The organism is Acetobacter fabarum, assembly GCF_029069195.1.
GTDB classification, from domain to species: domain Bacteria; phylum Pseudomonadota; class Alphaproteobacteria; order Acetobacterales; family Acetobacteraceae; genus Acetobacter; species Acetobacter fabarum_A.
The window spans coordinates 81496-105886 of sequence record NZ_JARDYK010000009.1; the positions used below are offsets into that span (position 1 = coordinate 81496).

At 58.4% G+C, this 24391-nt stretch carries 17 protein-coding genes and 1 pseudogene; 7 read left to right on the forward strand and 11 right to left on the reverse strand.

The window, feature by feature from the left end; genetic code table 11:
* Positions 1-106: 106 nt before the first annotated feature.
* The 4 genes from PY793_RS10970 to PY793_RS10985 form a co-directional block, all read right to left on the reverse strand.
* Positions 107-1168, reverse strand: a complete 1062-nt coding sequence (locus tag PY793_RS10970; RefSeq protein ID WP_153469099.1) for a DUF7146 domain-containing protein — start codon at positions 1166-1168, stop codon at positions 107-109.
* Positions 1155-1595: a hypothetical protein gene (locus PY793_RS10975; protein WP_153469102.1), complete on the reverse strand. Its 441-nt coding sequence runs from the start codon at positions 1593-1595 to the stop codon at positions 1155-1157. The genes PY793_RS10970 and PY793_RS10975 overlap by 14 nt, the downstream gene beginning before the upstream one ends.
* An 83-nt stretch (positions 1596-1678) precedes the next feature.
* Complete coding sequence (locus PY793_RS10980; protein ID WP_153469105.1) at positions 1679-2881, reverse strand: DUF932 domain-containing protein; 1203 nt, start codon at positions 2879-2881, stop codon at positions 1679-1681.
* A gap of 138 nt (positions 2882-3019) precedes the next feature.
* Positions 3020-5083, reverse strand: a complete 2064-nt coding sequence (locus PY793_RS10985; protein WP_153469108.1) for a ParB/RepB/Spo0J family partition protein — start codon at positions 5081-5083, stop codon at positions 3020-3022.
* Positions 5084-5735: 652 nt separating this feature from the next.
* Between PY793_RS10985 and PY793_RS10990 the strand changes: the two genes are divergently transcribed.
* Together PY793_RS10990 and PY793_RS10995 are read left to right on the forward strand one after the other, a co-directional pair.
* Entirely contained in the window at positions 5736-6986 is a 1251-nt protein-coding gene (locus PY793_RS10990) for a metallophosphoesterase family protein (protein WP_275178073.1), read from the forward strand.
* 2 nt (positions 6987-6988) lie between these two features.
* A complete protein-coding gene (locus tag PY793_RS10995; protein ID WP_153469111.1) occupies positions 6989-10429 on the forward strand; it encodes a YhaN family protein in 3441 nt (1146 codons plus the stop codon).
* A 171-nt stretch (positions 10430-10600) separates the two neighbouring features.
* Here the strand turns inward: PY793_RS10995 and PY793_RS11000 are convergent, their stop codons facing one another.
* Together PY793_RS11000 and PY793_RS11005 are read right to left on the reverse strand one after the other, a co-directional pair.
* A complete protein-coding gene (locus PY793_RS11000) occupies positions 10601-12898 on the reverse strand; it encodes an AAA family ATPase (protein WP_275178074.1) in 2298 nt (765 codons plus the stop codon).
* Positions 12899-13278: 380 nt separating this feature from the next.
* Entirely contained in the window at positions 13279-13677 is a 399-nt protein-coding gene (locus tag PY793_RS11005) for a MerR family transcriptional regulator (protein WP_003618791.1), read from the reverse strand.
* Positions 13678-13750: 73 nt separating this feature from the next.
* Here PY793_RS11005 and PY793_RS11010 point away from each other — a divergent pair, with 73 nt between their 5' ends.
* From PY793_RS11010 to PY793_RS11025, 4 genes are read left to right on the forward strand one after another with little or no spacing between them, the layout of a single operon-like run.
* Positions 13751-14401 carry a cation efflux transmembrane domain-containing protein gene (locus PY793_RS11010; RefSeq protein ID WP_010516881.1) on the forward strand — a complete coding sequence of 217 codons (651 nt, stop codon included), beginning with the start codon at positions 13751-13753 and terminating at the stop codon, positions 14399-14401.
* Complete coding sequence (locus PY793_RS11015) at positions 14394-15836, forward strand: TolC family protein (protein WP_275178075.1); 1443 nt, start codon at positions 14394-14396, stop codon at positions 15834-15836. Before PY793_RS11010 ends, PY793_RS11015 begins: the two co-directional genes overlap by 8 nt.
* Complete coding sequence (locus PY793_RS11020) at positions 15833-16867, forward strand: efflux RND transporter periplasmic adaptor subunit (protein WP_011251445.1); 1035 nt, start codon at positions 15833-15835, stop codon at positions 16865-16867. Before PY793_RS11015 ends, PY793_RS11020 begins: the two co-directional genes overlap by 4 nt.
* The gene (locus tag PY793_RS11025) at positions 16867-20001 is read left to right on the forward strand and encodes an efflux RND transporter permease subunit (RefSeq protein ID WP_275178076.1); all 3135 of its coding nucleotides are present in this window, start codon (positions 16867-16869) and stop codon (positions 19999-20001) included. The genes PY793_RS11020 and PY793_RS11025 overlap by 1 nt, the downstream gene beginning before the upstream one ends.
* Positions 20002-20027: 26 nt before the next feature.
* Here PY793_RS11025 and PY793_RS11030 read toward each other — a convergent pair whose 3' ends face one another.
* Both PY793_RS11030 and PY793_RS14165 read right to left on the reverse strand, forming a co-directional pair.
* Positions 20028-20225 (reverse strand): hypothetical protein, encoded by a 198-nt coding sequence (locus PY793_RS11030; RefSeq protein WP_010516885.1) that lies wholly within the window; start codon positions 20223-20225, stop codon positions 20028-20030.
* A 187-nt stretch (positions 20226-20412) separates the two neighbouring features.
* A pseudogene (locus tag PY793_RS14165) lies at positions 20413-20550 on the reverse strand (recombinase family protein); the annotation flags it as partial.
* An 85-nt stretch (positions 20551-20635) separates the two neighbouring features.
* On the opposite strand from PY793_RS14165, the gene PY793_RS11035 reads away from it, so the two are divergent.
* Positions 20636-22249 carry an ISL3 family transposase gene (locus tag PY793_RS11035; protein WP_153469121.1) on the forward strand — a complete coding sequence of 538 codons (1614 nt, stop codon included), beginning with the start codon at positions 20636-20638 and terminating at the stop codon, positions 22247-22249.
* Positions 22250-22353: 104 nt separating this feature from the next.
* Here PY793_RS11035 and PY793_RS11040 read toward each other — a convergent pair whose 3' ends face one another.
* The 3 genes from PY793_RS11040 to PY793_RS11050 form a co-directional block, all read right to left on the reverse strand.
* A complete protein-coding gene (locus PY793_RS11040) occupies positions 22354-23616 on the reverse strand; it encodes a cation:proton antiporter (protein ID WP_029604386.1) in 1263 nt (420 codons plus the stop codon).
* A 131-nt stretch (positions 23617-23747) separates the two neighbouring features.
* Positions 23748-24041: a type II toxin-antitoxin system RelE family toxin gene (locus PY793_RS11045; RefSeq protein WP_275178077.1), complete on the reverse strand. Its 294-nt coding sequence runs from the start codon at positions 24039-24041 to the stop codon at positions 23748-23750.
* Entirely contained in the window at positions 24038-24298 is a 261-nt protein-coding gene (locus PY793_RS11050) for a type II toxin-antitoxin system RelB/DinJ family antitoxin (protein ID WP_003618686.1), read from the reverse strand. The genes PY793_RS11045 and PY793_RS11050 overlap by 4 nt, the downstream gene beginning before the upstream one ends.
* Positions 24299-24391: the final 93 nt, after the last annotated feature.

Consider the following 24391-nt stretch of genomic DNA (forward strand, 5'->3'; position numbering starts at 1 on the left):
TGGCTGACGCCCGCTCCCCTTCCAGAAAGGCCGCGGGCGCGCCTCATCCGGAAACGGGACAGCCCCGCACCACACCGGAAAGAAGATGACCCCTTCCCGGCCCGCCTCAGTGCGTGAGCGGATGCAGGAACCGCGCCACGTCCTGCGGGGCAAGCTGGGGATGCAGGATCGCCCGCATCGCGCCACGCCCGAGATAGCGGAGATCATCGTTGAAATCCGCCAGACGCGGCGACAGCACAAGGCATTCGATCCCGGCCTCCTGCGTCCGGGCCTGCAGGGCCGTCACCGCATGGTCCCCGGCCGGGTCGTCATCGCGCAGCACGTAGAGGCGGCGCAGCGTGGGCGGAAAGGCCATGGCGGCGAGATGTGCCGAGGACAGGCAGGCGGCCAGTGGCAGATCGGGCGTGATTTCATGGAGCGACAGCACCGTCTCGATGCCCTCACCTACCGCCAAAACGTCAAAGGTTTCGCCAAAGCGCACGGCGTGGCCGAGCAGGTCGCCCATGGCCCGACGGGGCATGGCGACGGGCGCCTTGCCCTTTCCGTCCCGCGCCAGCCAGGTGCGATGGACGCCGGTAACGCGGCCTTCAAGGTCGGTCACGGCGGCGATCATGGCGGGCCAGGTCTCGGTCGGGCTGTCGGAATCGGCGCGATAATAGCAGTCGAGGTGGAAACGCAACGCGGCCAGCCCCGAACGGTCCGTCAGATCGCGGCTTCGCAGATAGACGTCTGCAATGCCCGACAGAGGTCGGCTGGCATCCCACAGACGGCGTGCAGCGTCCGTACTTGTGCCGCCCGTCTCTGCTCGCCGCGATGGGACCGTCCGCAGGCAATCCCCCGCCCGGTCAGGTTCGGGATGCGGTAACGCCAAAAAGCTGCGCGCCTCGTCGGCGACATCACGAAAATCGGCGAGACCAAGGGCTTCACGGATCAGATCGAGCAGATCGCCGAATTCACCCGTGCTGGCATCGGTCCAGCGACCAGCCGCGCCCCGCCCTTCCGAGGGACCATGCAGGCGGACATAGAGCGACCGTCCGGGTGTATTGCGCACGTCGCCGACCAGCCAGTAATTACCATGCCGCCGCCCGGCCGACAGGTAATGACGGCACACCGCCTCTGCGTTTTCCGCCAGACGACGCGCGAGATCGCCCGCATTATGCAAGGTCATCGCCCTGCCCTCCTGTGTCGGGATCGCCTCCGTCCAGGGCGATCGCCAGCCAGCGATCGGTGGTCATCCATGAAATCGTCCTGCGCCGGCCGAGGTCAAGCAGATGCGCGCCACCGCTGAAGGCCCCGATCCGGGGACGCGAGGCCGTATTGGCCCACTGGAATCCCCATCGGCCCCGCAACCGGAATGTTCGCGCACAGCGTAGCACGAATTCCACGACCTGATGCGGATCGCCGGTCACCTCATCGTGCATCCAGAGTTTCGTGCCCCCATATTCCGGCACGATCGACAGAATAAAACCGTCAGATGGCGGATCTTCCGCCGCCAGTTCGTCCATGAATTCATTGTAGAGATCGAGCGCCTTTGCGGCATTGTCCACTGTGCCCACATCGAGCACGCAGGAAAAATGCGTGAAGAAATCAGCCATCGGAAGAACTCCCGAAACGAAAAAGCCCGGCACAGTGGCCGGGCTCGTAAAAATGTATTGGCGGAAAGACAGAAAAGCGGCTTTCAGGAAGCACGCTCCATCAGCCTGCGGGCCTTCTCCTCCAGATCCAGCCGCGTGTCCTGGTTGGCCTTTGTCCGCGCCAGCGCTGTAATCCCCTGCACGAAATCGAACACGCTCTCGGGCTTGCGTCCCTCCTCGTTCAACACGGTTTCAATGATCTTGGTAGTTTCCGGTTTCGAGAACCCGCGACGCCGCAGGAAACTTTCCCGATCGTCATCGGTTCTGGCCACCAGCGCCTTGCGCGAGGCCTGAATGCCAGAGACGAACGAGGCCGGGCTGGCCGTAGCGAAATTCCGGAGCGCCGGTGTCGCCTGATGCACAAAGCGCGAGGCGGCAAACTTGCTATGCCGGATCGTGATCTGTTCGAAATTTTCGACGCCCCATAACATACGGTTTTGACACACTCCGCGCAGATAGAATGACGCAATACCGAGGCTCTTGCTGCCGACTTCTGAATTCCAGGCATAGAAGCCCCGGAAATAGAGATCGGGGTCGCCGTTAGGCAGGCGGCCAGCGTCGATCGGGTGCGTATCGTCCACGAGGAATAAAAAAACGTCCCTGTCTGATGCGTAGAGCGTGGTCGTTTCCTTGGTGATATCCACATAGGGATTATGGGTCATGGTGGCCCAGTCGATCATACCCGGCACCTTCCAGTTGGTATCGCCAGTGCCATCGCCAGCGATCTTCCGCACGGCGCCGACCAGCTCATGGTCCCAGATGCGGCCGTAATCCGGCCCCGTGACGGCGCGCAGTTCCACGCGTCCGTCTTCCGTCTCCAGCGTTTTGACCAGTTCGGCGCGGTGTGACAGCAGCCCATGCTGCAGGTTGATCGCCGCCAGTGGGGCTGGCAGGTTACGCAGGTACGACGATGGCGCGCCGACCAGGCTGCACATCTGGCCGAACGACCAGTGGGTGGGCGCGATCGGGTCATTCTGCCCCGGTACGGTCAGGGTCAGGCGCTCGGCATTATCGCGAGATGCTTCCACACGGATGGCACGGCTTTCCACCGTACGAGCGGTAGCCCGATCCGCACGCGCCAGCGTGGCGGCATGCAGGTCGGACAGCGAGAGATACCGCTCATCATCGGGGCGCGAGAACCATTCGGACGATACGCGGGCATTGCGGCCGCCACGGGAGGGATCAATCCAGAAGCCGCCGGACGCGGTTCCACGGGACGCAGGGGGCAGAATGGTGGTCGTGGTCATGGAAAACTCTCCTCTGATGCCGGTTATTCGGCACCCAAGGCGAAGCCGCCCTCTCCCTCTTTCCGGGGGGCCGGACATGAAAAAAGCGGCTTCCGGGCACCGGAAGCCGCTGTCTCACTATTCCAAAAATCCATTGCGCTATTCGGCAGCAATGGCCTCCATATCCTCGCCTGCCGTCACTGTTTCAACCTGTGCCTGATGTACCAGCCCCGCAGTCCGCAGCGCCTCGGGCAGCCAGCCCGAACCATCAAGCAACCGCTCGGCCTCGCGGGCCATGTCGGGCTTCTTCAGGTGGGCGATGCGCTCTGCCGCCTCGTCGCTGCGTGCCTCCCGCACGGCTTGCAGGATGCGCGCCTTGGTCACCCGGCCGAGATAGTTCTCAACCGTGGGCTGCCAGCCTGCCTCGACCAGATCGAGACCGAGGGCCGATGCCAGTCGATCGGCCCGTTTAAGGCGCTCGGTCACGCTGCGCTGGGACACCGCGCCATAGGCGGGCATGCGCTCGTAGAGCGCATTGACCCCGAAGGACAGGCAATGGGCCAGCAATGCCATGCGACTGGCGTCGTCCAGCCCGTCGATCCAGCGCCACAGCGCATCCTCGTCCTCGGGCAGATCGTGCTTCCAGCCTTCGTTGCGCTGGCGCAGCGCGTGGGCTGGCACGCTGCCCGGCATGTCAGGCGAATGGACCGGCAGGGAGATTTCGCGGACATAGGCTTCCAGGCAGTCCGCACCCGGTGTCTGCCAGTAAACATCACGCACCAGCGTATGCAGCAGTTCGGTCAGCGCGATGTGCGGGTTGCTGGCAAACGCGTCCCGCAGGGCCAGCGTGCGCCAGGCTGTCAGCTCGGTGAGCAACCGGTCAGGCAGTGCTTTGATCCCGTCTTCTTCCTCGGGCTCAACGTCGGGAGAGATGCTGTAGCCCTCCCCGCCCACATCGCCGCCATCATCAGCAATATGATCATCCTGTCCGTCATATACAGCGTGATCATATTCACCGGTGCTGCCGACATCATCGGCCTGTTCCTGCTCCGCCGGCATGTCCTCCGGTAATACGAACCCTCGCTCCACCTGCAGCGTGCCGTCGCTGTCGAGGCTGACGAAGGCGCCTGCCCGCGCCATGTCAGCGGGATCGAACGCCAGTGGCCGTTCTTCCAGGGCAAGAATGGCCTGCTCGATCTCACCCAGCCTTGCATCCACCGCGTCGGGGTATTCAGCCTCGATGGTTTCCTGCTCGGCACGCAGGGTTTCGAGACGGGCCGTTTCCTCATCGGACGGCGGCACTTCCTTGCCGTCGATTTCCGCGAACTGCCGTGTGTGGCCCCATGGGAACGACAGAGCCGTCTCGACCCACTTCCAGCCCTCGGCGCGGATATCTTCTGCGGCTGCATGCAGCTTTTCCATGACCAGCCGGTCCAGAATGGCCGGATCCTGCAGCCAGCCGCCGTCATCCGCCTCGAACAGGTCGCGCATAATAGAACCACCGACTGCGAGATAGGCGTCCAGTCCGACGAAGCGCACGCGACGATCCGAGACCCGCACAGTCTTTTCCGTCAGCATGCGGCGGATGACATAGGGCTCACGGTTATGGCTCTGGGACACGATGTCCCAGACCTGTTCCTGACGGGCATGGTCATCGCTGATCGAAAAGGCAATGAGTTGGTCGAGCTTCATGCCATCCTGCTCGTAGATATCGAGCAGTTTGTCGGACACGGTCATCAGCCGCAGGCGCTGTTTGACCACGGCGGGTGCCACGAAGAACGCGGCGGCGATTTCTTCCTCGGACATGCCCTTCTCCAGCATGTCGCGAAAGGCCCGAAACTGGTCCAGCGGATGCAGGGCCACCCGCTGCACGTTCTCGGCCAGGGAATCTTCCTCGGCAAGAATGGCCGATCCGGCCTCGCGCACGACGCAGGGCACCGGGGCGGTCTTCGCCAGTTTCTTCTGCTTCACCAGCAGTTCGAGCGCACGAAAACGACGCCCACCGGCCGGCACTTCGTAGGTACCGGTCTCAACCCCGGCATCATCAACGACTGGCCGGACATTCAGACTCTGCAGCAGGCCCCGGCGCTCGATGTCGCGGGCCAGTTCCTCGATCGACAGGCCGGACTTCACGCGCCGCACGTTGGACTGGGAGAGCACCAGCCGGTTGAAGGGGATGTCACGGGAGGAACTCAGGCTGATTTTGGGAATGGCGGTCGCCATGGCGAAAAACTCCATGACGGGCGGACAGGAGACTCTCTCCCACCCTCTTAACCCGTCATGAAAATCCGCGCAGCCCTCTGACTCTGAAGGCCCCAGACCCGCCCAAAATCCGCAACCTTTTCCCGGCAGGAAACGACGGCAATGGGGGGGCAAGCGGTCCGGCCGCTCACTGGACGACATGTGACAGCCACTGTGCGCCCAAAGTGCTGACATTCTTGATCTGTGAGCGCCCGCCGCTGCTGTTCGGCACCTGCGATCGCCTACTCAGTTGGCTCGAGCGCGAGGCTATTGAAGCAGCCAGACCCGCCGCTCGACGGCTGGATTGATCCCTAGCTAGGTTCCGGTCGCTGTCACGACGACTAGCTCATTCCGCCGCCGAGTTCACATCCCTTTCGGCCAAGAAAGCCATGTTCATCCTCACGGCTCGCGATTCTGAAGGCTACCGCTCGAGCGCCTAAATTGGACGGGGTAGCAATGAGGATTGCAATCGCGCCCGAGACAAGGCAGACAGATTTGGTATTGCACCGTGTTGAACGTCTCTTCTTCAGGGGCTTCCAATGGAGTAGACTGTGCCCGCACGTTCCATGCCTTGATTAGCTTAGGCGAGCCGCCGGCAATAGTGTAGGGCGTTGGCTTGCCAAGAGGGGGTTAAGTGACGAGCTTTCGCTTTCTGCACGCGGCGGACATCCATCTTGATAGTCCACTGCATGGCCTTTCGCGATACGAAGGCCTGCCCGTCGAGGACATCCGTTCGGCTACCCGCGCGGCTTTTGACAACCTCGTCCACTGTGCGATCGAGGAGGCGGTCGACTTCGTCATCCTCGCCGGCGACCTCTTCGACGGCGACTGGCGCGACATGGGAACTGGTCTCTACTTCGCCCGGGCTATGGGGCGCCTCGACCAAGTTGGAATTCCGGCCTTCGTCCTCGCGGGAAACCATGACGCAGCCTCGGTGATCTCGCGGACGGTCCCATGGCCACCGAACGTCCGCCTGTTCGGAGCTAGGCGCCCAGAGACTCACCGCCTGCCGGACCTGGCCGTGGCAGTCCATGGTCAGAGCTTCTCCACGCCGGCCGTCACGGACAATCTCGTGCTCGCCTATCCACCCGCCGAGGAACACCACTTCAACATCGGCATGCTGCACACCGCTCTGGCTGGCCGTCAAGGCCACGCCGACTACGCTCCCTGCAGTGTCGACGACCTTCGTTCGCGTGGATACTCTTACTGGGCGCTGGGCCATGTCCACGAATTCGAGATCGTCAGCACCGATCCCTATGTCGTGTTTTCTGGTAACGTGCAGGGCAGGACGATTAGGGAAACCGGGCCGAAGGGCGCCGTGATCGTCACCGTCGTCGATTCCGAGATCACGTCCGTCGAGCGCGTCGAACTCGACGTGATCCGCTGGGTGCGTCTCGACGTGGATTGCACGGGCACCGCCGATGACGCCGTCACCGATCTGATCCGGGTAGAGCTCGGAAGGCTGCATGGCGCGAACGGGTCTGGCCGCCCCCTCGTCGTCCGCGTGACGCTGTTGGGCGAGATGTTGGAGGCCGGGCTGCTGCACGACCGGGCCATCACACTACGTGACGACATTCGCGCCATCGCAGCCTCGATCTCGGCCGAGCTCTACATCGAGAAAGTCAAGGTCATGATGACGGAGCCCGCACGCGAGCGGGTCGCGCTTGGCGAGGATCTCGGGGCCCTGATCGACGACGCCACCACCGATCCCGGTCTGGTCGCAGCGCTCGCGTCCGATTTGGAACGGTTCATGCTCGCGGCGAGCACCACCCTCGGCGACGCCGAGGAGGGGGAGCTGCGTCTATCCGCGTCGCAGGGTGACTGGGCCGGTGTGCTGCTCACGGCATCGACGGCGCTACGGTCTCGCCTGACAAGGGAGGGCTGACCATGCGCTTCTCCCGCCTCTCACTCGAGCGATATGGTCGATTTCAGGATTGCGAGATCGACTTTCGGTCTGGCAGCCCCGACCTTCACGTCATCTACGGACCCAACGAAGCCGGCAAGACGACCTCGCTTTCGGCAGTTTCCGACCTTCTGTTCGGCTTTCCCACGCGCTCGCCATACAACTTCCTGTTCGACTACTCGCTCCTCAGGGTTGGTGCCGTGCTCGAGGATGGCGGGACCACGTTGGCGTGTCGCCGCAAGAAGGGAACGAGCGGCACGCTTCTGAACGCGAGTGATGCGACGATCGAAGAAGGCCCGCTGGCAGCGATGCTGAAGGGCCAGACCCGTGAGACGTTCGGTCTATCGTTCAGCTTGGACCAGAACGCGCTCCGTTCGGGCGGTCGCGCGATGGTCGACGCGAAGAACGACGTAGGCCGGACCCTGTTTGCGGCAGGTTCCGGCCTGACCGGAATAGCGGACGAACTCAGGCGCCTCGAGGCCGAGGCCGATGCAATCTGGGGACCGACGACTAGGGGAAGTAGGACGTTCACACAGGCCCAGCGCCAGTTCGCCGAAGCGTCGAAGGCCGTCAGGGACGAGGGGTTGAAGCCGAAGGCGTGGTCTGACGCGAAGACCGCCACCGAGCGCACGCGCGACGCGCTCGATGCCGCACGCAGGAAGCGCGACGGGGTCCAAGCCGAACTCCGGTCCGCAGAACGTGTCAGGCGCCTGGCACCGCTCGTGAGACGTCGCGACGAGCAACTCGATGCGCTCCATGGCTTCGACGGTACTTTCGACCTCGGTCGCCAGCGAGAGGAATCCATCGAGGTCCTGATCCGCGATGCCGACGAATCGCTTCGCAAGATCTCGGCCACAGAGCAGCTGCGCGCCGATGTCGCTGATCGCCGCTCCAAGGTCTCTTCTGATCCGGACGTGCTTGCCGAGGCCGACGAGATCGACAGGCTGGTGGCCGAGGCTGGCGCAGAACTGAAGGCGACCCGCGATCTAGTAGGATTGGAGGCAGAGCATAGCGATGCTGGCACCTTGGTCCGACGTCTGCGCGCCGAGGCTGGCGCGAATGCCGATACCGCCCCGCCGCGCGACGTCGCCGCGCGTCTACGCAATTTCGCAAGGTTGCATGGCGAACTCACGGTCGCTGCTAGCCAGATCTCGGAAAGTCGGGAAGGTGTCGACGACCGTCGCAGGCGCGCTGCCGCCACGCTCGAGGCGAATGCCGTCGACGGTTGCGCCGACGCGCTCGCCGAGGCGGTTGATACGGCCCGCGCGCTCGGAACGGATGCCGACGCCCGCTGCGAAGCCACGCGGAGCAAGGCGGACACGGCCGCCGCGAAGTTGGCGGACCTGATCGCTCGGCTGGCGCCTTGGGCGGGACGGATCGAGGAACTCGCGCGCCTGCCAAGGGTGGATGCCACAGAGATTCAAGCTGCGCGTGATGCGCTGGCCGGTCTCGCGACCGATATCCGTCGCGAAGAGGATGGTGCGCTCCGTGCATCCGACCAAGCAGCGGCAATCGCATTGGAGATCTCGCAGCTCGCGACGGGTTCTGCCGTATCGCCCGATGAGATCACCAATGCGCGCGCGGAACGCGATCGCTACTGGGAGCCGCTCCGTCGACACGTGCTCGATGGCGACGAACTGACCTCACCGACAGACACTGTGGCGAGGTTCGAGGCGAGCGTGGCGATGGTGGACAAGCGGGACGATGCCCGCTTCGCCAGTGCCGATGCGTCCGGCCGTCTCTCATTGCTGAACCAGACCAGGGCGTCGCACGAGCTCGAGAAGGATCAAGCGGACGGCCGTGGCAAGCTGGCGCGCGATCGGCTGGAGGGGACTACCTCCGCGTGGCGCAAGCGACTGGCCGACGTCGGACTACCAGAACTCGATCCAGCGCAGTTCCAGTCATGGCAGACGGACCGAGAAAGCGCGGAAGCGGCACAGGCCGACCTATGCAATATGGTCTCAGACGCCGATCGGTCGAAATCGCGGAGGGACACGGCACGTGCCGGCCTAAGTGCTGCTCTTGGTGTAGCCGATACCGGCGGCGAACTCGCACCGGTGCTCGCCACGGCGGAGCGGCGCCGCGCAGGTGTTGAGGACATCGCGCGGAAGCGCCTGTTGGCCCAATCGGAGATGGACCAGGTCAACGCCGATGCGGCAGCGCTCGATCGGCGACAGCAGCGGGTGGACGCCAACGCCGAGGCCAATGGAACTGGATGGAAGGCCGCACTCGCCGAGGCGGGGCTCGACATCGACGTTGTGTCGTGCGGCGCCGTACTCGACCTGCTCGACGAATTACGGGAGGCGACCGCCTCGGAAACACAGCTTCGTCGTCGGATCGACGGAATCGCCCGGGATGCACGGGAGCATTCCAGCGCCGTCAAGCTGCTTGCCGACAAGATCGGCTTGGAGCTTGGCGACACAGCAGTGCGCCTGCAGACCCTGCGCGAGAGGTTGGGTGTGGCTCGAGCCTCGGAGACGCTGATGAGTTCATTGGACGAAGAGGATCGTCGTCGCGAGAGCGAGATGCAAGAGGCCCAGGCGCGGTTGAAGGCGACCGAGGAATCGATTGCCCCGCTGCTTCTGGAAACTGGCTCGGATGATCGAACTACGCTTGCGGCCGCCGTCGAGCGCTCAAGGGCTATGCGCTCACTCCGTGACGAGATCGCCGCTACGGAGAAGGCGATCGTCGAGGCCGGCGACGGACTGGCGCTGCACGACCTGCTCGCCGCAGTGGAGGCATCCGATCCAAATCAAATCGCGGAGCGCCTGTCCTCGCTCGGTTCGCAGCTTGAAGAACTCAACCTGACGGCCGACGAGGCCGCAACCGTGCACGGCGACGCGCGCAGTACGTTCGCGGGCCTCGACACCAAGGTGACGTCAGCAGTGGACGCGGCAGCTGATGCCGAGCAGGCACGCTCCGAACTGGAGGTGCTGTCCGAGCACTACATTCTGAAGAGGGCTCAGGCGGTCACCCTGAAGTGGGCCATTGAGAAATACCGCGAGAAGCATCAGGATCCGCTACTGCTACGTGCGGGCGACCTGTTCTCGACATTAACGATCGGAGGTTACGCGACCCTGAAGGTCGACGCCGACGGACCCATTCCCAGACTGCTCGGCGTTCGTGACGACCTGCGCACAATGGTCGAGGTCGACGCGATGAGCGAAGGCACGACCGACCAACTCTTCCTAGCGCTCAGGCTGGCGGCGCTGGAACAGTCGGTGGCGGCCGGGATCAGCCTGCCGTTCTTGGTCGACGACCTCTTCGTGAACTTCGACGATCAACGGGCTGAGGCCGGCTTCAAGGTGTTGGCCGAGATCGCAAAGACGACCCAGGTCCTGTTCTTCACCCATCATCCACATCTTGTGGAGATCGCAAAGTCGGTCGTCGGGCGCGAGATGCACTCCGAGTGCTCATTGTCGTGACGGCAATCGGCGGCCGAGGGGACGTGACGGTATCCGTAACATCCGTCGAACCCGCCTAACATTCCGTGCGGGGAATCGTCGACGATAAACGCGAGCCGAGCTAATCGGGATGTAGCCGAATTGATCGACAGTCACCGGGGGCGACACGGATCTGACCGGTCGCCCGCCGCCTCACGCCGCTGGGGCCGAAGCTGGCGTGCCCTGAGGTGGAGATGCCGCTTCGACGGCGGCAGGGTGCGTCTCGCCTTCCGCCGGCTCGCCCTCGTCCTCGTCGCTGATCCGCATCATCATCCTGTAGTGGGCGATATGACCGGTTTTCTCAAAGACCTGCTCGAACACGCGAAGGTAGCTCTGGACGGCGTTGTCGTCGGCTGCCAGATAAATGTCGTCGTGCGCGCTGTGAGACCCGTCATTGATCCATGAGAACAGCGAGGCGCAGACTTGGGCGTCGCGACCGGTGAAGAGCGCGACAATGGCATCCTGTTTCCAGCCGCCGAGGACAACGAGATAGTTCTCGACGATCCGCCGCAGCGTGTTCTGGATGGTGAGGTTGGCGCGCTCGGAATTGCGCACGTCCTCCCAGAGCAGCTCGTAGGATGTCTTCACCGGATTGAACGCGTAGTGGTGAAGCGACGAGACGTTGTCGCGCTTCCGCACTACCCAGAAAGTCTCGTCCCGTCGGCAACCTGAGGCGGGGCGATCCCGATCGTAGCTCACCTCCTTATGAAAGTAGATGTTATGCGTCAGCACAAAGACCTGCCGGACCGAGCCCTTTCCGGCGCGCACATCGCCGACCACCTTCCGGATGAGCGCGCTGACGATGAACAGAACATCAGAATCTAGGCTCGAGACGGGATCGTCGAACACCACCACCTTATCGGCTGTAGTGCCTGAGCCGGATGTGCTGCCGGCCAGCATGTGATAGAAGTAGAGGAAGGTGATGAACGACCGCTCGCCTTCGCTCAACGTCTTCGCGGCGTCGGATCCATCGAGACGAACGATCCGGCACATATCCCCGCGCTCGCTAGCGACGGCCAGCTTGAAGCTGGTGAAGCCGAATGAGAAGAGGATGCGGTTGATCTCGTCAACCGTCGGCTTAACGCTCGTGATACTAGCTTCCTTGGCCTTCAACTGAGCATCGAGCCGCGCACGCTCGCCCTTCTTTTCTGCGATCTTGGCTTCGAGGCCCTCGATCATCTTGCCGAGCTTGGTCGCTGACGCGTCGTACGTTGTAAGGTCGGTCCGGCGCTCCTCGACAATGAAGCGCCATACCTGCGAGGTCAGGGTGCGTTTCGACTTCGACAGGTCACGGATGGTCTCGTTGTATTCATCGATCACGGTGTTCGCCTGCATCAGCAGATCGCTGATCGCGCTCGCGAACTCCTTCGTATACTCGAGCGTGATCTCGCTGCTGGGTTCGCGACGCTTCGCTACCAACCGCTCGTGGTTGAGTTCGAACGCCGTCTTCAGGGCGTGGTAGCGCTCGGTGAGTGTCTCCGAATCGATAAACCTGCCAGGCGAGGCCACGAGGGCATCGAGGCGATCACACACGGCCTTCGTGGCTGCTTCGTAGCGTGTGGACAGTTGCGCGATCTCTGCGAGATCCGCCTCATACTGCTCGTCGAAGAATGCGTTCAGATCTTCGATCAGATTCGCCGGGGCAACCTGCTGGCAGAATGGGCACGAGCCGTCCGCTGCCGCAAGATACTCCACGCCCTGCTTGACCCAGTCGCTGTTGCCCAGCCGACCTATCAGGGCGGCAACGACGACGTCGTCACGGCCGACAATCTTCCGTCCGAGGATCGCCGACTTTTCCAAGGTGGGGAAGGCGGTGAAGGCGATCGGCTGGATAGCGGCTTCCGGCGGCGTTGCATCCTTAAAGACGGTCGCGGCGCGCACGGTGAGATCCTCAAGGGTGGCGACGTCGGTGTTGTTCTCCGCAGCCTCCTTCAGCACCTTGTCGCAGAAGGCGACCTTGCCATGGCGGTGGCCGGTCATGGCTTTCTCGAAAACCGCCTTGTGGGCTTGCTGCGATTTCCAGCATGCCTCGTCGAGGAGCGATCGCGCGTCTGCAAGATCCTTACGGCTACCTCCCGTGCCATCGTCGCCTTCGAGCTTTTGGCGCAGCCCGCCGATTTCGCGGTCGAGCTTGCCGATCTGCTGCTGCAGGCTCTCGATCTCCTCGACGGCTTTCGTTGAATCCTCGCCGAGTGTGAAGATGCCCTTCAGCTGCTCTCCGAAGTTGGCTTCGGCGAAATCACGGTTGTAGACGAGTGTCGCTATCGCCCGGCCGTCCTTCCATGAGACGCTATAGCCGGCACGGGCGGCAGGATCGTGGATGGCGCGGGATACAGTGGTCTTCCCGCAGCCATTGTGACCGAAGAGGTAGTTGATTTTCTTGAGGTCGGTGAGCGTCTCACCTGCGGCTGGATATGTCGCCTCGCCAGCAATCCCAATTAAAGTCAGCATCTACGCCCCCAAGAAATGGACTCCCTGGAACTAAGCTAGCCGTCTGCGCGCCATGCTTCCAGCCGCATTCTCCACATGGGTCCGTTCTTGTGCTGGAGGGTTCATGCCAATGACCATTGCACATGTACGGTAGGACCGTCTGTCCATCGGGTAACGTCTACTTCACGTTCCTTGAGCGGACAGGCTGTTCAGGGGGGGAAGCCGAATGTCTGCTTCAGAACTGGCCTGATCATAAACTGCCACCATGGGAGCACGTATAGTCCTTGAATTTTCCATGAGGATTTTTCAGATTCTGACACGTGAGGATGAGGCCGTATAACTATTTCGGGTAATCTTCCGTCAAATGCAGAATCGACTGGCTGCGAAAAAAGTCAGGAGAACTAATTATCAAACGGAGAAAGTGCTTCAATAATTCGGCATTCTGAAATATTACCTCCCCCGCATGATTCTATCATCGTAGAAAGTTCATGGCGCAATGCGATGAGATCCGCAATTTTGCGCTCAATTTCTGCCATATGGTCACGAGCAATTCTATCAACTGTCTTACAATCCTGGGTTCCCTGATCCGTTAGGGATAATAGAGCTCTTACCTGGTCTAATGAAAAACCCAGATCCCGAGATCGACGAATAAAAGACAGTCTCGCGAGTGCCTCATCATCATAAGTGCGATAATTGCCATCGGTCCGCTGTGGCGGAGCCAGAAGACCGATCCGTTCGTAATAGCGGATCGTCTCGACTTTGGTATTCGTCGCCTTCCCCAAGGCACCAATCGATCGCATTCCCTGCCTCTTGACCCTGTAGTTGCTACAGGGAGCATACATTAAAACAGATGATTCGTCAGGGAGGCGCTGGATGGCAGGAGGATGCTGTGGTGGATGCACAGATACGCCGCTACCAATCAATAAATCATGGCGGAGAGCGCTCCTGATCGCGCTTTTTCTCAATGCCAGCATGTTTGCCGTTGAAGCTGGGGCTGGCGTGTCGGTTGGATCTGCATCCGTACAGGCGGACGCGATTGATTTCCTTGGCGACAGCGCCAACTACGCAATAAGCCTCAGTGTTGCCGGAATGGCATTGCGATGGCGAGCTGGCGCGGCCTTTCTGAAAGGCCTGACCCTGTTCATGGCTGGGCTATGGGTAATGGCCAATGCTGGGTGGATAGTAATGAACAGCAACCATCCGCCTCACCCAGACGCAATGGGCGGCATTGGTCTGCTTGCCCTCGCGGTCAATCTGGCCTGTGCCCTCATATTATGGACACACCGGAAAGGTGATGCCAACCGCCGTTCTGTATGGATCTGCTCTCGTAATGATGCGATCGGAAATGTTGCCGTTGTGCTGGCAGCTCTGGGCGTGTTTGGCACTCGTTCTGCGTGGCCGGATATTGCGGTAGCTGCCATCCTTGCGATGCTTGGTATTAGTGGAGGTGTGCAGATTATGCGACAATCGAGAGTAGAACTAACAGATAACAAATCAGATATATCACGACATATCAATGTATAAATCATATAATACTCTAGAATATATTAAGCAGGTAAGGAGACGCACACGCTATAATGCGGCATTCATTCTCCTGATTTTTCCCCTGCTCTGTGGCTGTACAAATAGTGATCACTCAAATATTTCGCCGGAATCAGATGTCCAGAAATTTTCCAGCCGTCAATTTACGGATGCCGGATTGCAAGAATTCATTACAAAAGTTCTCGGACCAAACGTATCGAGTCAGGAAAACGCATGGGGCATCACTCGCCTGACGCTTGCTACCTTGTATTTTCATCCCGATCTCCTTGTAGCTAAAGCTGAACTGGAAACGGCTCGCGCTGGAATCAAGACAGCCGGTCAACTGCCCAATCCCAGTTTCACGGTGCTGGGTGGCCCATCGGCTCATTACGTCGGCTACGGCGCGTCAATACTGATCGAATTTTTCGGCAGGCGTTATCACCGTATCAAAGAAGCCAGATATCGGGCTGCCGTCGCGCAATGGGAAGTCATCAATACTGCATGGAAACTACGCAGCGACACGCGGTCTGCTCTTCTCGGCGTCTGGGCTGTATCCGGGCGCCTCAAGCTTGTGGAAGAGACTGCGGCAGCTAAACGCGAACTCTTTACCCTGGAACAGGCACGTTTTGATCAGGGGCGAGCATCCGCTCTCGAAATATCGCAGGTACGGACGGAAATGATCCATGCCGAGTTGTCTGTCAGTGATCTGCGGCGCGAGTATGCCGTCCGTAAGGCAGCTCTGGCAGGAGCAATCGGGGTTCCTGCCGAAGCACTTGATTCCATTGCTCTTGATACAAAAGCATTTGATGTCTGTCCCGACCTCATGGAATACCGCGATTCACAGGACATGAGATACCAAGCCGTAATGCAACGCGCGGATCTGCGGGAACTTCTTGCGTCTTATGACGCCGCCCGACAGGCTCTACGGGTCGAAGTTTCCCGACGCTATCCCGATGTCACCATCAGTCCCGCCTATAACTGGGATATTTCAAATCGCTTTGAGGTAAATCCCTCTCTGCAAATTCCGATTTTCAATCAGAACGAAGGCCCCATAGCTGAAGCTGTTGGGCAGGAGCATGAGGCGGCGGCTCGTCTCCGGCGTGCAGAGAACACGGTGTTTAAGTCCATCTCGCAGGCTACGGCCAATTACCGCGGCACGACATCAATTCTGCTACAGGCGGATGAACTTGCCAAAACCGTACGGGTAAGGCTGAACCAGATGCAGCACCGCCTTCAGTCAGGCGCAATCGACCGACCAACGATGGTTATGACTCATATAGAGCAGATTCAAGCAGAGACCGCTCTTCTTGAAGCAGAAATTCAGCAACGGCAAGCCATAGGTCAGATCGAAGATGGCATGCAGCAGCCCATTTTTGATCACACCAGTGCCGCGCAGGTTTCCGGCCTGCTTGAAAATAACCAAAGGAACTCACCATGAAAGCGAGGGCCTTCTGGCTGCCTCTTGTAGGTCTTTCTGTCTTCCTAGTTCTAAACGTGGCGGACATTGCTATTGCAGATGATGATGATCCACCAGTTTCGGTTCTTGGCGCAGAGGCGACCGTGACGGTCTCCCCGGAAGCAGTTACGAAGAGTGGCATCGCTTCTGCACGACCCAGCATCGTGCCTTGGAGAAAGTTGGTTCCCGCCTATGGTTACGTTCTGAACGCAACACAACTTATCACTCTTGTTAGTGATTATGCTGACATGAAAGCGCGGCTGGAGAGCATGCAGGCACAGCAGACGCTTGCCCGTGCGAAACTCGATCGTGACAAAGGACTGTATCGCGACCGGCAGAATATCTCTCAGGAACAATTCCAGGAGACAACAGCCAGATTTCAGTCCAACTCAGCTATGGTAAAAGCAGAACAGGTCCGGGTGAATAACGCACTTAATATTATCAGACAGCAATTTGGTTCGGTCATATCTGACGCTACCGAAAAAAATACAATTTTCATTACACAGTTACTTCAACAACAAGTGGTCTTGGTCAAGGTGACCCTTCCACCAGATACGGATCTACCAACCCCACCAAGTCAGGCGGATGTGACCGATTATGGAAACACGGGTGGACACGGGACAATGCTCCACTATTTGTCTCCTGTAACCATGACCGATCCTGCTATTCAGGGGCGTAGCTTTTTCTATTTTGCGTCGGCTGAAAGTCAGCTTGTCGCGGGCATGAATGTTTCCGTTCTCCTGCCTACCGAAGAGGAACGTCCCGGTATCCGGATACCTGCATCAGCTATTATCTGGCTGCAAGGTAAGTCGTGGATATACCGTGATAACGGACACGGAAAATTTACACGCCTACCCCTTACGACCGACGTGCCGGACCGAGAAGGTGGCTACCTGATCCAAGATACTCCAGGACAAATCACACACGAAACGCAAATCGTCGTAGAGGGTACGCAATTACTTCTGTCTGAAGAATTCCGAGCTCAGCTTGAATCAGGAGACGATGACGACTGATGACGGGACGTTCTTTCAGCCTTCAGGCAGCTATTATCGGGTTTTCGATCCGCTTCCGGGGCGTGGTTATCGCAACCGCATGTCTGTTGTTCTTCTATGGCCTGTATGGCTTGAGACATGCCAGCTATGATGTGTTTCCGGAATTCATTCCGCCACGGGTCACGATCCAGACCGAAGCCGCTGGTTTTACGCCGGAACAGGTCGAAACATTGGTTAGTCGCCCAATGGAAATTGCCCTGACCGGCCTCCCGGGTATTCAGCGCGTGCAATCGACTTCGATTCAGGGACTGTCAGTCGTCAACGTCCTGTTTGCGACATCGACCGATATTTATCGCGCCCGGCAACTGGTCGGGGAACAAATGAATGTTGTTGCACAGCAATTGCCAGCCGGTGTTCATGCTCCGACTATGACGCCACTGACCTCATCCGCCGGTCTGGTACTGGTGATTGGTCTGACGTCGGAACAACAGTCCCTCATGCAGTTGCGCACGCTTACTGACTGGTCATTAAGGCCGCGTCTGCTGGCGTTGCCTGGTGTGGCTGGAGTCAGTGTGTTTGGCGGGGAGCGTCGGTCACTCCAGATACAGGTACATCCAGACCAACTCATCTTGCATCATATCGGACTTGATGACGTCCTTGCGGCTGCCCAGGAAGCAACTGGCATACAGGGGGCCGGCTTTATTGATACCCCGAACCAAAGAGTCGTTCTTCAGTCTGACGGTCAGGCCCTGACGCCAGAAAGTCTGGCCCGCACTGTGATTGTCCGCTCTGATAATGGTGCTGTCACACTGGGCAGTATTGCCACTGTAACTGAAGCCCCTATTCCCGCCTTCGGCGCGGCCAGTATCGAGGGAAAGACAGGCATTGTGGTTAATATATGGGAACAGTACGGTGCCAATACGATGGCTGTGACCCGGGAAATCGAGGCGGCACTTACCGATTTCCGCCCGCAATTGCAGGGACAGGGGATTACATTGCATGCTGACCTGTTCCGCCCCGCCAATTTCATTACGACCGCATTGGGGAATGCCACACGAGCATTGCTTCTGGGCGGTTTTCTGGTGGTTGCCGTAATCTTTCTTTTCCTTTTTGACCTGCGAACCGCTGCAATCTGTTGCGCCACCATACCTTTGGCTATTCTGATAGCCCTGTCGTTGCTGGAGACACTCGGGGTTACTTTGAATGCCATGACCCTGGGGGGGCTTGCTATCGCCATCGGCGAGGTCGTGGATGACGCCGTGATCGGGGTCGAAAATGTTACACGCCGATTGCGTGAAAACCGGCTTCTGGTCCAGCCCGCATCTACAGCGCGCGTCGTACTCGATGCATGCGTTGAAGTCCGCAGTGCAGTGGTTTACGCGACCTTTGCTGTCATTATCGTTTTCTTGCCTGTCATCGCCCTTCCCGGACTTTCGGGACGACTGTTTGCTCCACTGGCAACAGCTTATGTTCTTGCGGTCATGGCTTCTCTTGCCGCTGCTGTAACCGTTGTACCTGCACTCTGCGCATGGCTCTTGGCGACGCCTGGAGAAACCCGGAGAGAGCCCCCCCTGGCAGGATGGACCGCCAGAGCTTATGAACGTCTTCTGGCCAGATTAATGCGCCATCCCCGATTTGTTATAGGCGGGATGATCCTGACCACCTTGATAGGGTTTGCGGCCCTTCCATTCCTTGAAAGCGATTTCATTCCTGATTTCAAGGAAGGTCACCTTATCATTCATATGACGGCTGCTCCGGGGACTTCCCTGGAACAGTCTCTGAAATTAGGTAGACAGGTTACAGAAAAACTTCGTCAGCTTCCCGAAATCCGTTCGGTTGCTCAGAGAGTCGGACGCGCCTCGCTGGATGAGGACACGTATGGACCACATACCAGCGAGTTTGAGGTTGATTTGAATCAGGTGGATGGGAAGGCTTCCCGACAGATTGATGCCCGCGTTCGCAAAGCGCTTGACGGGTTCGTTGGGGCCAGTTTTTCTGTCAGTAGTTTTTTGACGATGCGCGTAAACGAAACCCTTTCTGGTTCGTCTTCGGCTGTGGCAATCAATATTATTGGCGATGATCTGGATGTATTGGATATCCAGGCAAATAATATTGTCCGCATGTTGCATCAGATACATGGCGCAACAGATGTCCGGATAGAAGCACCCCCTGGTGTTCCGGAACTTGCTATTCGGCTACGCCCTGCTGATCTGGAGCGCTGGGGGCTTCGGTCGGCGGATGTACTCCGATCCATCCATACAGCCTGGCAGGGTGAAACCGTGGGGCAGATATACGAGCGTTCTGCGGCTTTTAATGTTATGGTTCGTCTTGATGACGCAAGTCGTAATGATGTTGCGTCTGTCGGCTTCCTGCCACTGCATACTGTTCACGGAAACTACGTACCACTCCGCGCTGTCGCAGACATATATGAGACGAACGGTCGCTATCAGGTGTCACATCTGGGAGCACAGAGAACACAGACTGTCACCGCAAATGTTACAGGACGATCAGCTCAATCTTTCGTTCAGGACGCACGCACGGCTATAGCAAAAAATATCAAACTGCCTCTTGGAACCTACGTTCAGTTTACATCCGCAGCGGAAGCTGAATCACAATCACGCAAGGAACTGTTTATAAATTCCGGGCTCGCTGCCATAGCGGTCATGATTCTGCTCTCAATAATCACACAAGGATGGCGCAATCTCGCTCTGATACTCGTCAATCTTCCCTTCGCATTTGTCGGCGGCATTCTGGCAATCATTGTTTCCGGCACAACGCTAACTCTTGGGGCAACAGTCGGCTTCGTTACTCTATTCGGGATTACGCTTCGGAATTCGGTGATGATGATTTCGCATTTTGAGACTTTGGTCGAGCGGGAACATCTCACATGGAGAGTAACAACAGCGCTCCGGGGGGCCAGAGACCGCGTCGTCCCCGTACTCATGACATCGCTCGTTACGGCGCTTGGACTGGCGCCTCTGGCTGTTGATATGAATGCGCCTGGGCGGGAAATCGAAGGACCTATGGCAGCTGTCATTCTTGGAGGGCTCATGACATCAATGATACTTAACCTGTTTGTTTTGCCTATTCTTGCTGTCAAATTTGGTAGTTTTTCTGAAAACGAAACGGGAGTTCCGGAAACCTTGTTCAAGTGACAGGTATGGGCCACTGCTGCACAGAACTACTTGAAGATTATGTCCGATATGCCAATAGAACCCAGAATGAAAACTGCTTCCGTATCACGCTCGGCCACCATTCGGTCTGGCTCGACCTTCTGGTTGGGTTCGGAATTGCCTTCATGAATCTTGACGCTGTCCAGAAAATCTGGATTGCCGCCCGCACCGAACATCATCGTGTCAAGGCCGAAAACCGAAAGCATCGTTGCCCGATCCAAATGATTTATACTCCCTGCCCAGTGGCTTCGGGCGTGTCTTGCTACGGCCAACCTAAGCGCCTGTATTCTTGCTGGTTATTTCCCATAACGATCACCCCACTCTCGGCTCCAAGTGATAGCGGGGGACTGCGCGGACTAGGGGTCACGACACGAAAGTGTACTTTACGTACGCTTAGAGTGAACCCAACAAGAACGTTGAGGCTGTTCTGCTGAGAGTTCGATAGACAGTTGGCCGAGAAATAGAAAACAGTTCTGAAAGATCGCTGATGGAGTAATCGCCGTGTTGATTTTCACTGAGAACTGGGTTCTTCCGCACTTTTCGTGATGGGTATCTTGTACTGAGGTTCCGGAACTGGGAAATCCAGAAAGTCGTTCACTTTCATGGATATTCCCCAGTGTCACGTCTTCGGTCTCTTGATCTTCCCCGTTCCCTCGTCGTTCGTCGTGTTGTTGCACTGGACAACAGAGTGGAGATCGAAGTCGGTCTGCGAAAGCGGAGTGCAGTGTGTCCGGACTGTCAGTGCCCGACACAACGCATTCACAGTTTCTATCAGAGAAAACTCGCGGATCTTCCATGGCAGGGCCGTCCAGCCACGCTGATCGTTTCTGTGCCGCGCTTTTTCTGCCAGACGATGCTTTGTCCACGTCGGACGTTTGTCATGCCCCTTGAGGGGATAACCGTGCGTCATGGCAGACAGACCACACGTCTTACCGATCTTCATTATTATATCGCCCATACCCTGGGCGGTTCCGCTGGTGCACGAATGACCGTGCGCCTGTGTTGCCCCATCAGCGCCGATACTCTTGTCCGCCGTCTTCTCTCACGTGCGCAGAACACCACAAAAGGCACGGCCCGTACACGTGTGGTGGGGGTGGATGACTGGGCATGGCGGCGGGGACATCACTATGGAACGATTGTGGTTGATCTTGAGAAAAATGATGTCATTGACCTCCTGCCAGATCGGGACGCTGATACCCTTGCCCGATGGCTGCAGGTCCATCCCGGTATTGAAATCATTGCCAGAGACCGTGCCGGTGCTTATGCAGACGGATGCCGCAGAGGCGCACCATCCGCTCTTCAGGTGACAGACCGCTGGCATCTGCTGAAGAACCTGTCAGACGCTTTTGTCAGCATTCTGGACCGTTTTACGACGACTGTCAGGACCCTGACACGACAGATGAACGTATCAACGGTCGTAAGCAAAATATCTGAAACAATCAGAGCGCATCCAGAAGAGGCGCAGGCGGTCGTCAGGTCAGCCTCTGGGGAACGGCGTGACATTCTTTTCAAGGAAGCTCTTGCCCTGAAAGCAGCGGGACACAGCATTCAGGCTATCGCCACAACGATCGGGGTAGAGAGAAAAACCGTGCGGCGCTGGTTTCAGCGGGGCCATGCACCACCATGGAAAAGAACGGTTCCGTCACGCAGCATACTCGTGCCTTACACAGCCCACCTGGAAAAGAGATGGTCCGAAGGATGTCGCAATAGTCGTCAGCTATGGCGGGAACTCCTGGAGCAGGGCTTTGCAGGACAATATGGCACCGTCTGGAAATGGGTGGCGACGCGACAGGGATGTTCCGCGAAACCCGTTCCTTCCGCGCATGTCGTTGCACCTCGGGGACGCAAACTTGCGCGGCTTCTCCTCGCAGAGGATCCGTTATCTGCCGGACAGGAGGGACTGCTGGTTCCTGCCCTTCTGGAAGCTGAACCGCACCTTGCCGTCACACTCTGCTGGCTCAGGAAAATGCAGACCCTGCTCTGTAAAAGGGGTGACACCTGCACGGGAGGCGATCTGAAGGCTCTGCTGGAAGAAGGAAAAACGACGCTGCTGTCACGTCTGATTCCCGCGCTTGAACGGGATGCGGCTGCCATTGAAGCGTCTCTTGTCTCACCATGGACAACCAGCCCGGTTGAAGGACAGATCAGCCGACTGAAAATGATCAAGCGAACCATGTTCGGAAGAGCAGGCTTCGAACTCCTCAGGGCGCGTGTCCTTCAGCCCGCATAATCAAAAAACATCATCACGAAAAGTGCGGAAGAACCCAGTTCTCAGTGAAAATCAACAGAGAACCCGCCGGGCGGAAATCGAGACCGGGAGAAGGGAGGAGGGCATTATTGCGACCGGGAAGCGATTGACGGATAGAGCCTGCGGGCGACCCGCTCCATGGTCAGACCCTGCACGATGATGGTGAACACCACGACACCATAGCAAACAGGCAGTAGCAGGTCGCGCAGGTCTCCGGGTGGTAGGCCAAGCGCCAGAGAAACCGAGATGCCGCCACGCAGGCCGCCCCATGTCAGGATACCGAGAACACGGCCCCGTTCCCACTGCCGGAGATGAACCGGCAGGGTGGAGAACAGCACGCTCAATGCCCGCACGGCAATAGACAGCGGGATCACGGCAAGCGTCGCCAGCACCGTAAACAGATGCGGCGTGATCTCCAATATTTCAAAGCCAATGAGCATGAACAGGAGCACGTTCAGCACTTCGTCAATCAGCGTCCATGCAATGTCGAGTTCCTTGCGGGATACTTCATCGAAAACGGAATGGCTGTAACTGGTTCCGAAACATAGTCCGGCCACGACGACGGCAATCGCTCCGGACATCCCCAGCTGATTGGCGATGCTGAAGGTTCCGGTCGCCAGAGCCAGCGAGGTCAGCAGATCGATATGCGGGTCACGCTGCGCCTTGAGCACACGAAGCGCGATCCACCCGGTTATCGCTCCAAGAAGACCACCACCGAGCGCTTCGCGGCAGAAGCTCATGGCAATCTCAGAAGCGCCCACCCCTTGACTGTCTCCAGTCGCCAGCCCGATCGTCACACCGAAAATGACGACGCCCACGCCGTCATTGAACAGGCTCTCACCCGCAAAAACGGCCTGTATCGGTCCTGGCAGGCCGAGACGTTTCAGCATCCCCACGACTGAAACCGGGTCTGTCGGAGCGAGAATGGCGCCAAGTACGATGCACCATGTAAAGGGAACGGCGTGCCCCAGAAAGGGGAAAACACACCACGCCGCGACCGCCAGAAAAGCCACGGCCAGAACGGTTCCCAGAATAGAGAGGGCTGTTACAGACATCAGCTTTGCGCGCAGATGTCCGACATTCACCTGCATGGCTCCCGCAAAAAGCAGCAGCGAAAGGGCACCGTTCAGAAGTGCCGCAGGCAAATTGATGGCACCGAGCACGGATCGTGGGAGAGCCTGAAGATCATAGGCCGGGATCAGCGGGTTCAGGATCATGACCAACAGCGAGGTCAGCAATGAGAAGACCAGAACGCCAATCGTGACAGGAACACGCAATGTGTGGTGGTTGAGAATGCTGAAGCCTGCCGAGAAGGTCAGGAGCAGGGCAAGAAGACTGATTGTATCCATGGCCTCATCGCTGGCCGCCCTGGCGCCTCACGTCAAGAAAAACCGGGAATAGTCTGTTATTCGAGAAACTTAACCGGGCATTGAATGGCAAAAATGAGGGCGGGAGCTGACTTTCTACCAAGAAAGTAAATTCACTCTGTTCGCTTCGAAGCCAGTTCATAAATCTCATTATCGGCTCTCCGGCCAACGGCAATTACATAGATGACGATCCGTTCGTCGATGACCTGATAAACAAGGCGGTAACCATCTTTCAGAATCTTGATCTTATAAAACCCTGATAGGTCGCGATGCAGTTCGTTTCCTGGAGAGTGAGGGTTCCAGATCAGCTTTTCCAGCTTCTTTTCAAATTTCTTACGCACGCTGCCGTCAAGAGCATCCCACTCTCTGAGTGCTCTGTCGTCGAATTCAAGACAATACTCTTTCATTCGCGATGACGGTTCTTAAGCTCTGCAAAAGTCATACGATGCTTTTGGGCAGGGTTTTTTAGGCGTTCGCGCACAATCTCGATAAGCTCCGCATCCTCGTCTGTGACAAGCCTCCGCTTGACGGGAGAGCGACCCGTTTCAGCAATATACGCGAGCGTATCGCGCAGTGCGTCAGAAAGTGAAATGCCTTGAGCCGACAACTTCTTAACTGCGGCTGCCTTCAGCGTTTCATCTACCCGGAATGTAACAGCAGACATACAAAGCCTCCTTGCGTGTATGCACATATGTATCACAGTTGTTGGTACAAATGAAGCGAAAGATGGTCGATGCTGATGTCTGCATTCGAGAAA

Bases quoted from the DNA above. Each gene is read 5' to 3' on its own strand.
- PY793_RS11040 (WP_029604386.1), bottom strand. From the start codon at position 23,616: ATGGATACAATCAGTCTTCTTGCCCTGCTCCTGACCTTCTCGGCAGGC.
- PY793_RS11010 (WP_010516881.1), top strand. From the start codon at position 13,751: ATGGCAGGAGGATGCTGTGGTGGATGCACAGATACGCCGCTACCAATC.
- PY793_RS11045 (WP_275178077.1), bottom strand. From the start codon at position 24,041: ATGAAAGAGTATTGTCTTGAATTCGACGACAGAGCACTCAGAGAGTGG.
- PY793_RS11005 (WP_003618791.1), bottom strand. From the start codon at position 13,677: ATGCGATCGATTGGTGCCTTGGGGAAGGCGACGAATACCAAAGTCGAG.
- PY793_RS10995 (WP_153469111.1), top strand. From the start codon at position 6,989: ATGCGCTTCTCCCGCCTCTCACTCGAGCGATATGGTCGATTTCAGGAT.
- PY793_RS11030 (WP_010516885.1), bottom strand. From the start codon at position 20,225: ATGCTTTCGGTTTTCGGCCTTGACACGATGATGTTCGGTGCGGGCGGC.
- PY793_RS10975 (WP_153469102.1), bottom strand. From the start codon at position 1,595: ATGGCTGATTTCTTCACGCATTTTTCCTGCGTGCTCGATGTGGGCACA.
- PY793_RS10985 (WP_153469108.1), bottom strand. From the start codon at position 5,083: ATGGCGACCGCCATTCCCAAAATCAGCCTGAGTTCCTCCCGTGACATC.
- PY793_RS10970 (WP_153469099.1), bottom strand. From the start codon at position 1,168: ATGACCTTGCATAATGCGGGCGATCTCGCGCGTCGTCTGGCGGAAAAC.
- PY793_RS11015 (WP_275178075.1), top strand. From the start codon at position 14,394: ATGTATAAATCATATAATACTCTAGAATATATTAAGCAGGTAAGGAGA.
- PY793_RS11025 (WP_275178076.1), top strand. From the start codon at position 16,867: ATGACGGGACGTTCTTTCAGCCTTCAGGCAGCTATTATCGGGTTTTCG.
- PY793_RS11000 (WP_275178074.1), bottom strand. From the start codon at position 12,898: ATGCTGACTTTAATTGGGATTGCTGGCGAGGCGACATATCCAGCCGCA.
- PY793_RS10980 (WP_153469105.1), bottom strand. From the start codon at position 2,881: ATGACCACGACCACCATTCTGCCCCCTGCGTCCCGTGGAACCGCGTCC.
- PY793_RS11050 (WP_003618686.1), bottom strand. From the start codon at position 24,298: ATGTCTGCTGTTACATTCCGGGTAGATGAAACGCTGAAGGCAGCCGCA.
- PY793_RS11020 (WP_011251445.1), top strand. From the start codon at position 15,833: ATGAAAGCGAGGGCCTTCTGGCTGCCTCTTGTAGGTCTTTCTGTCTTC.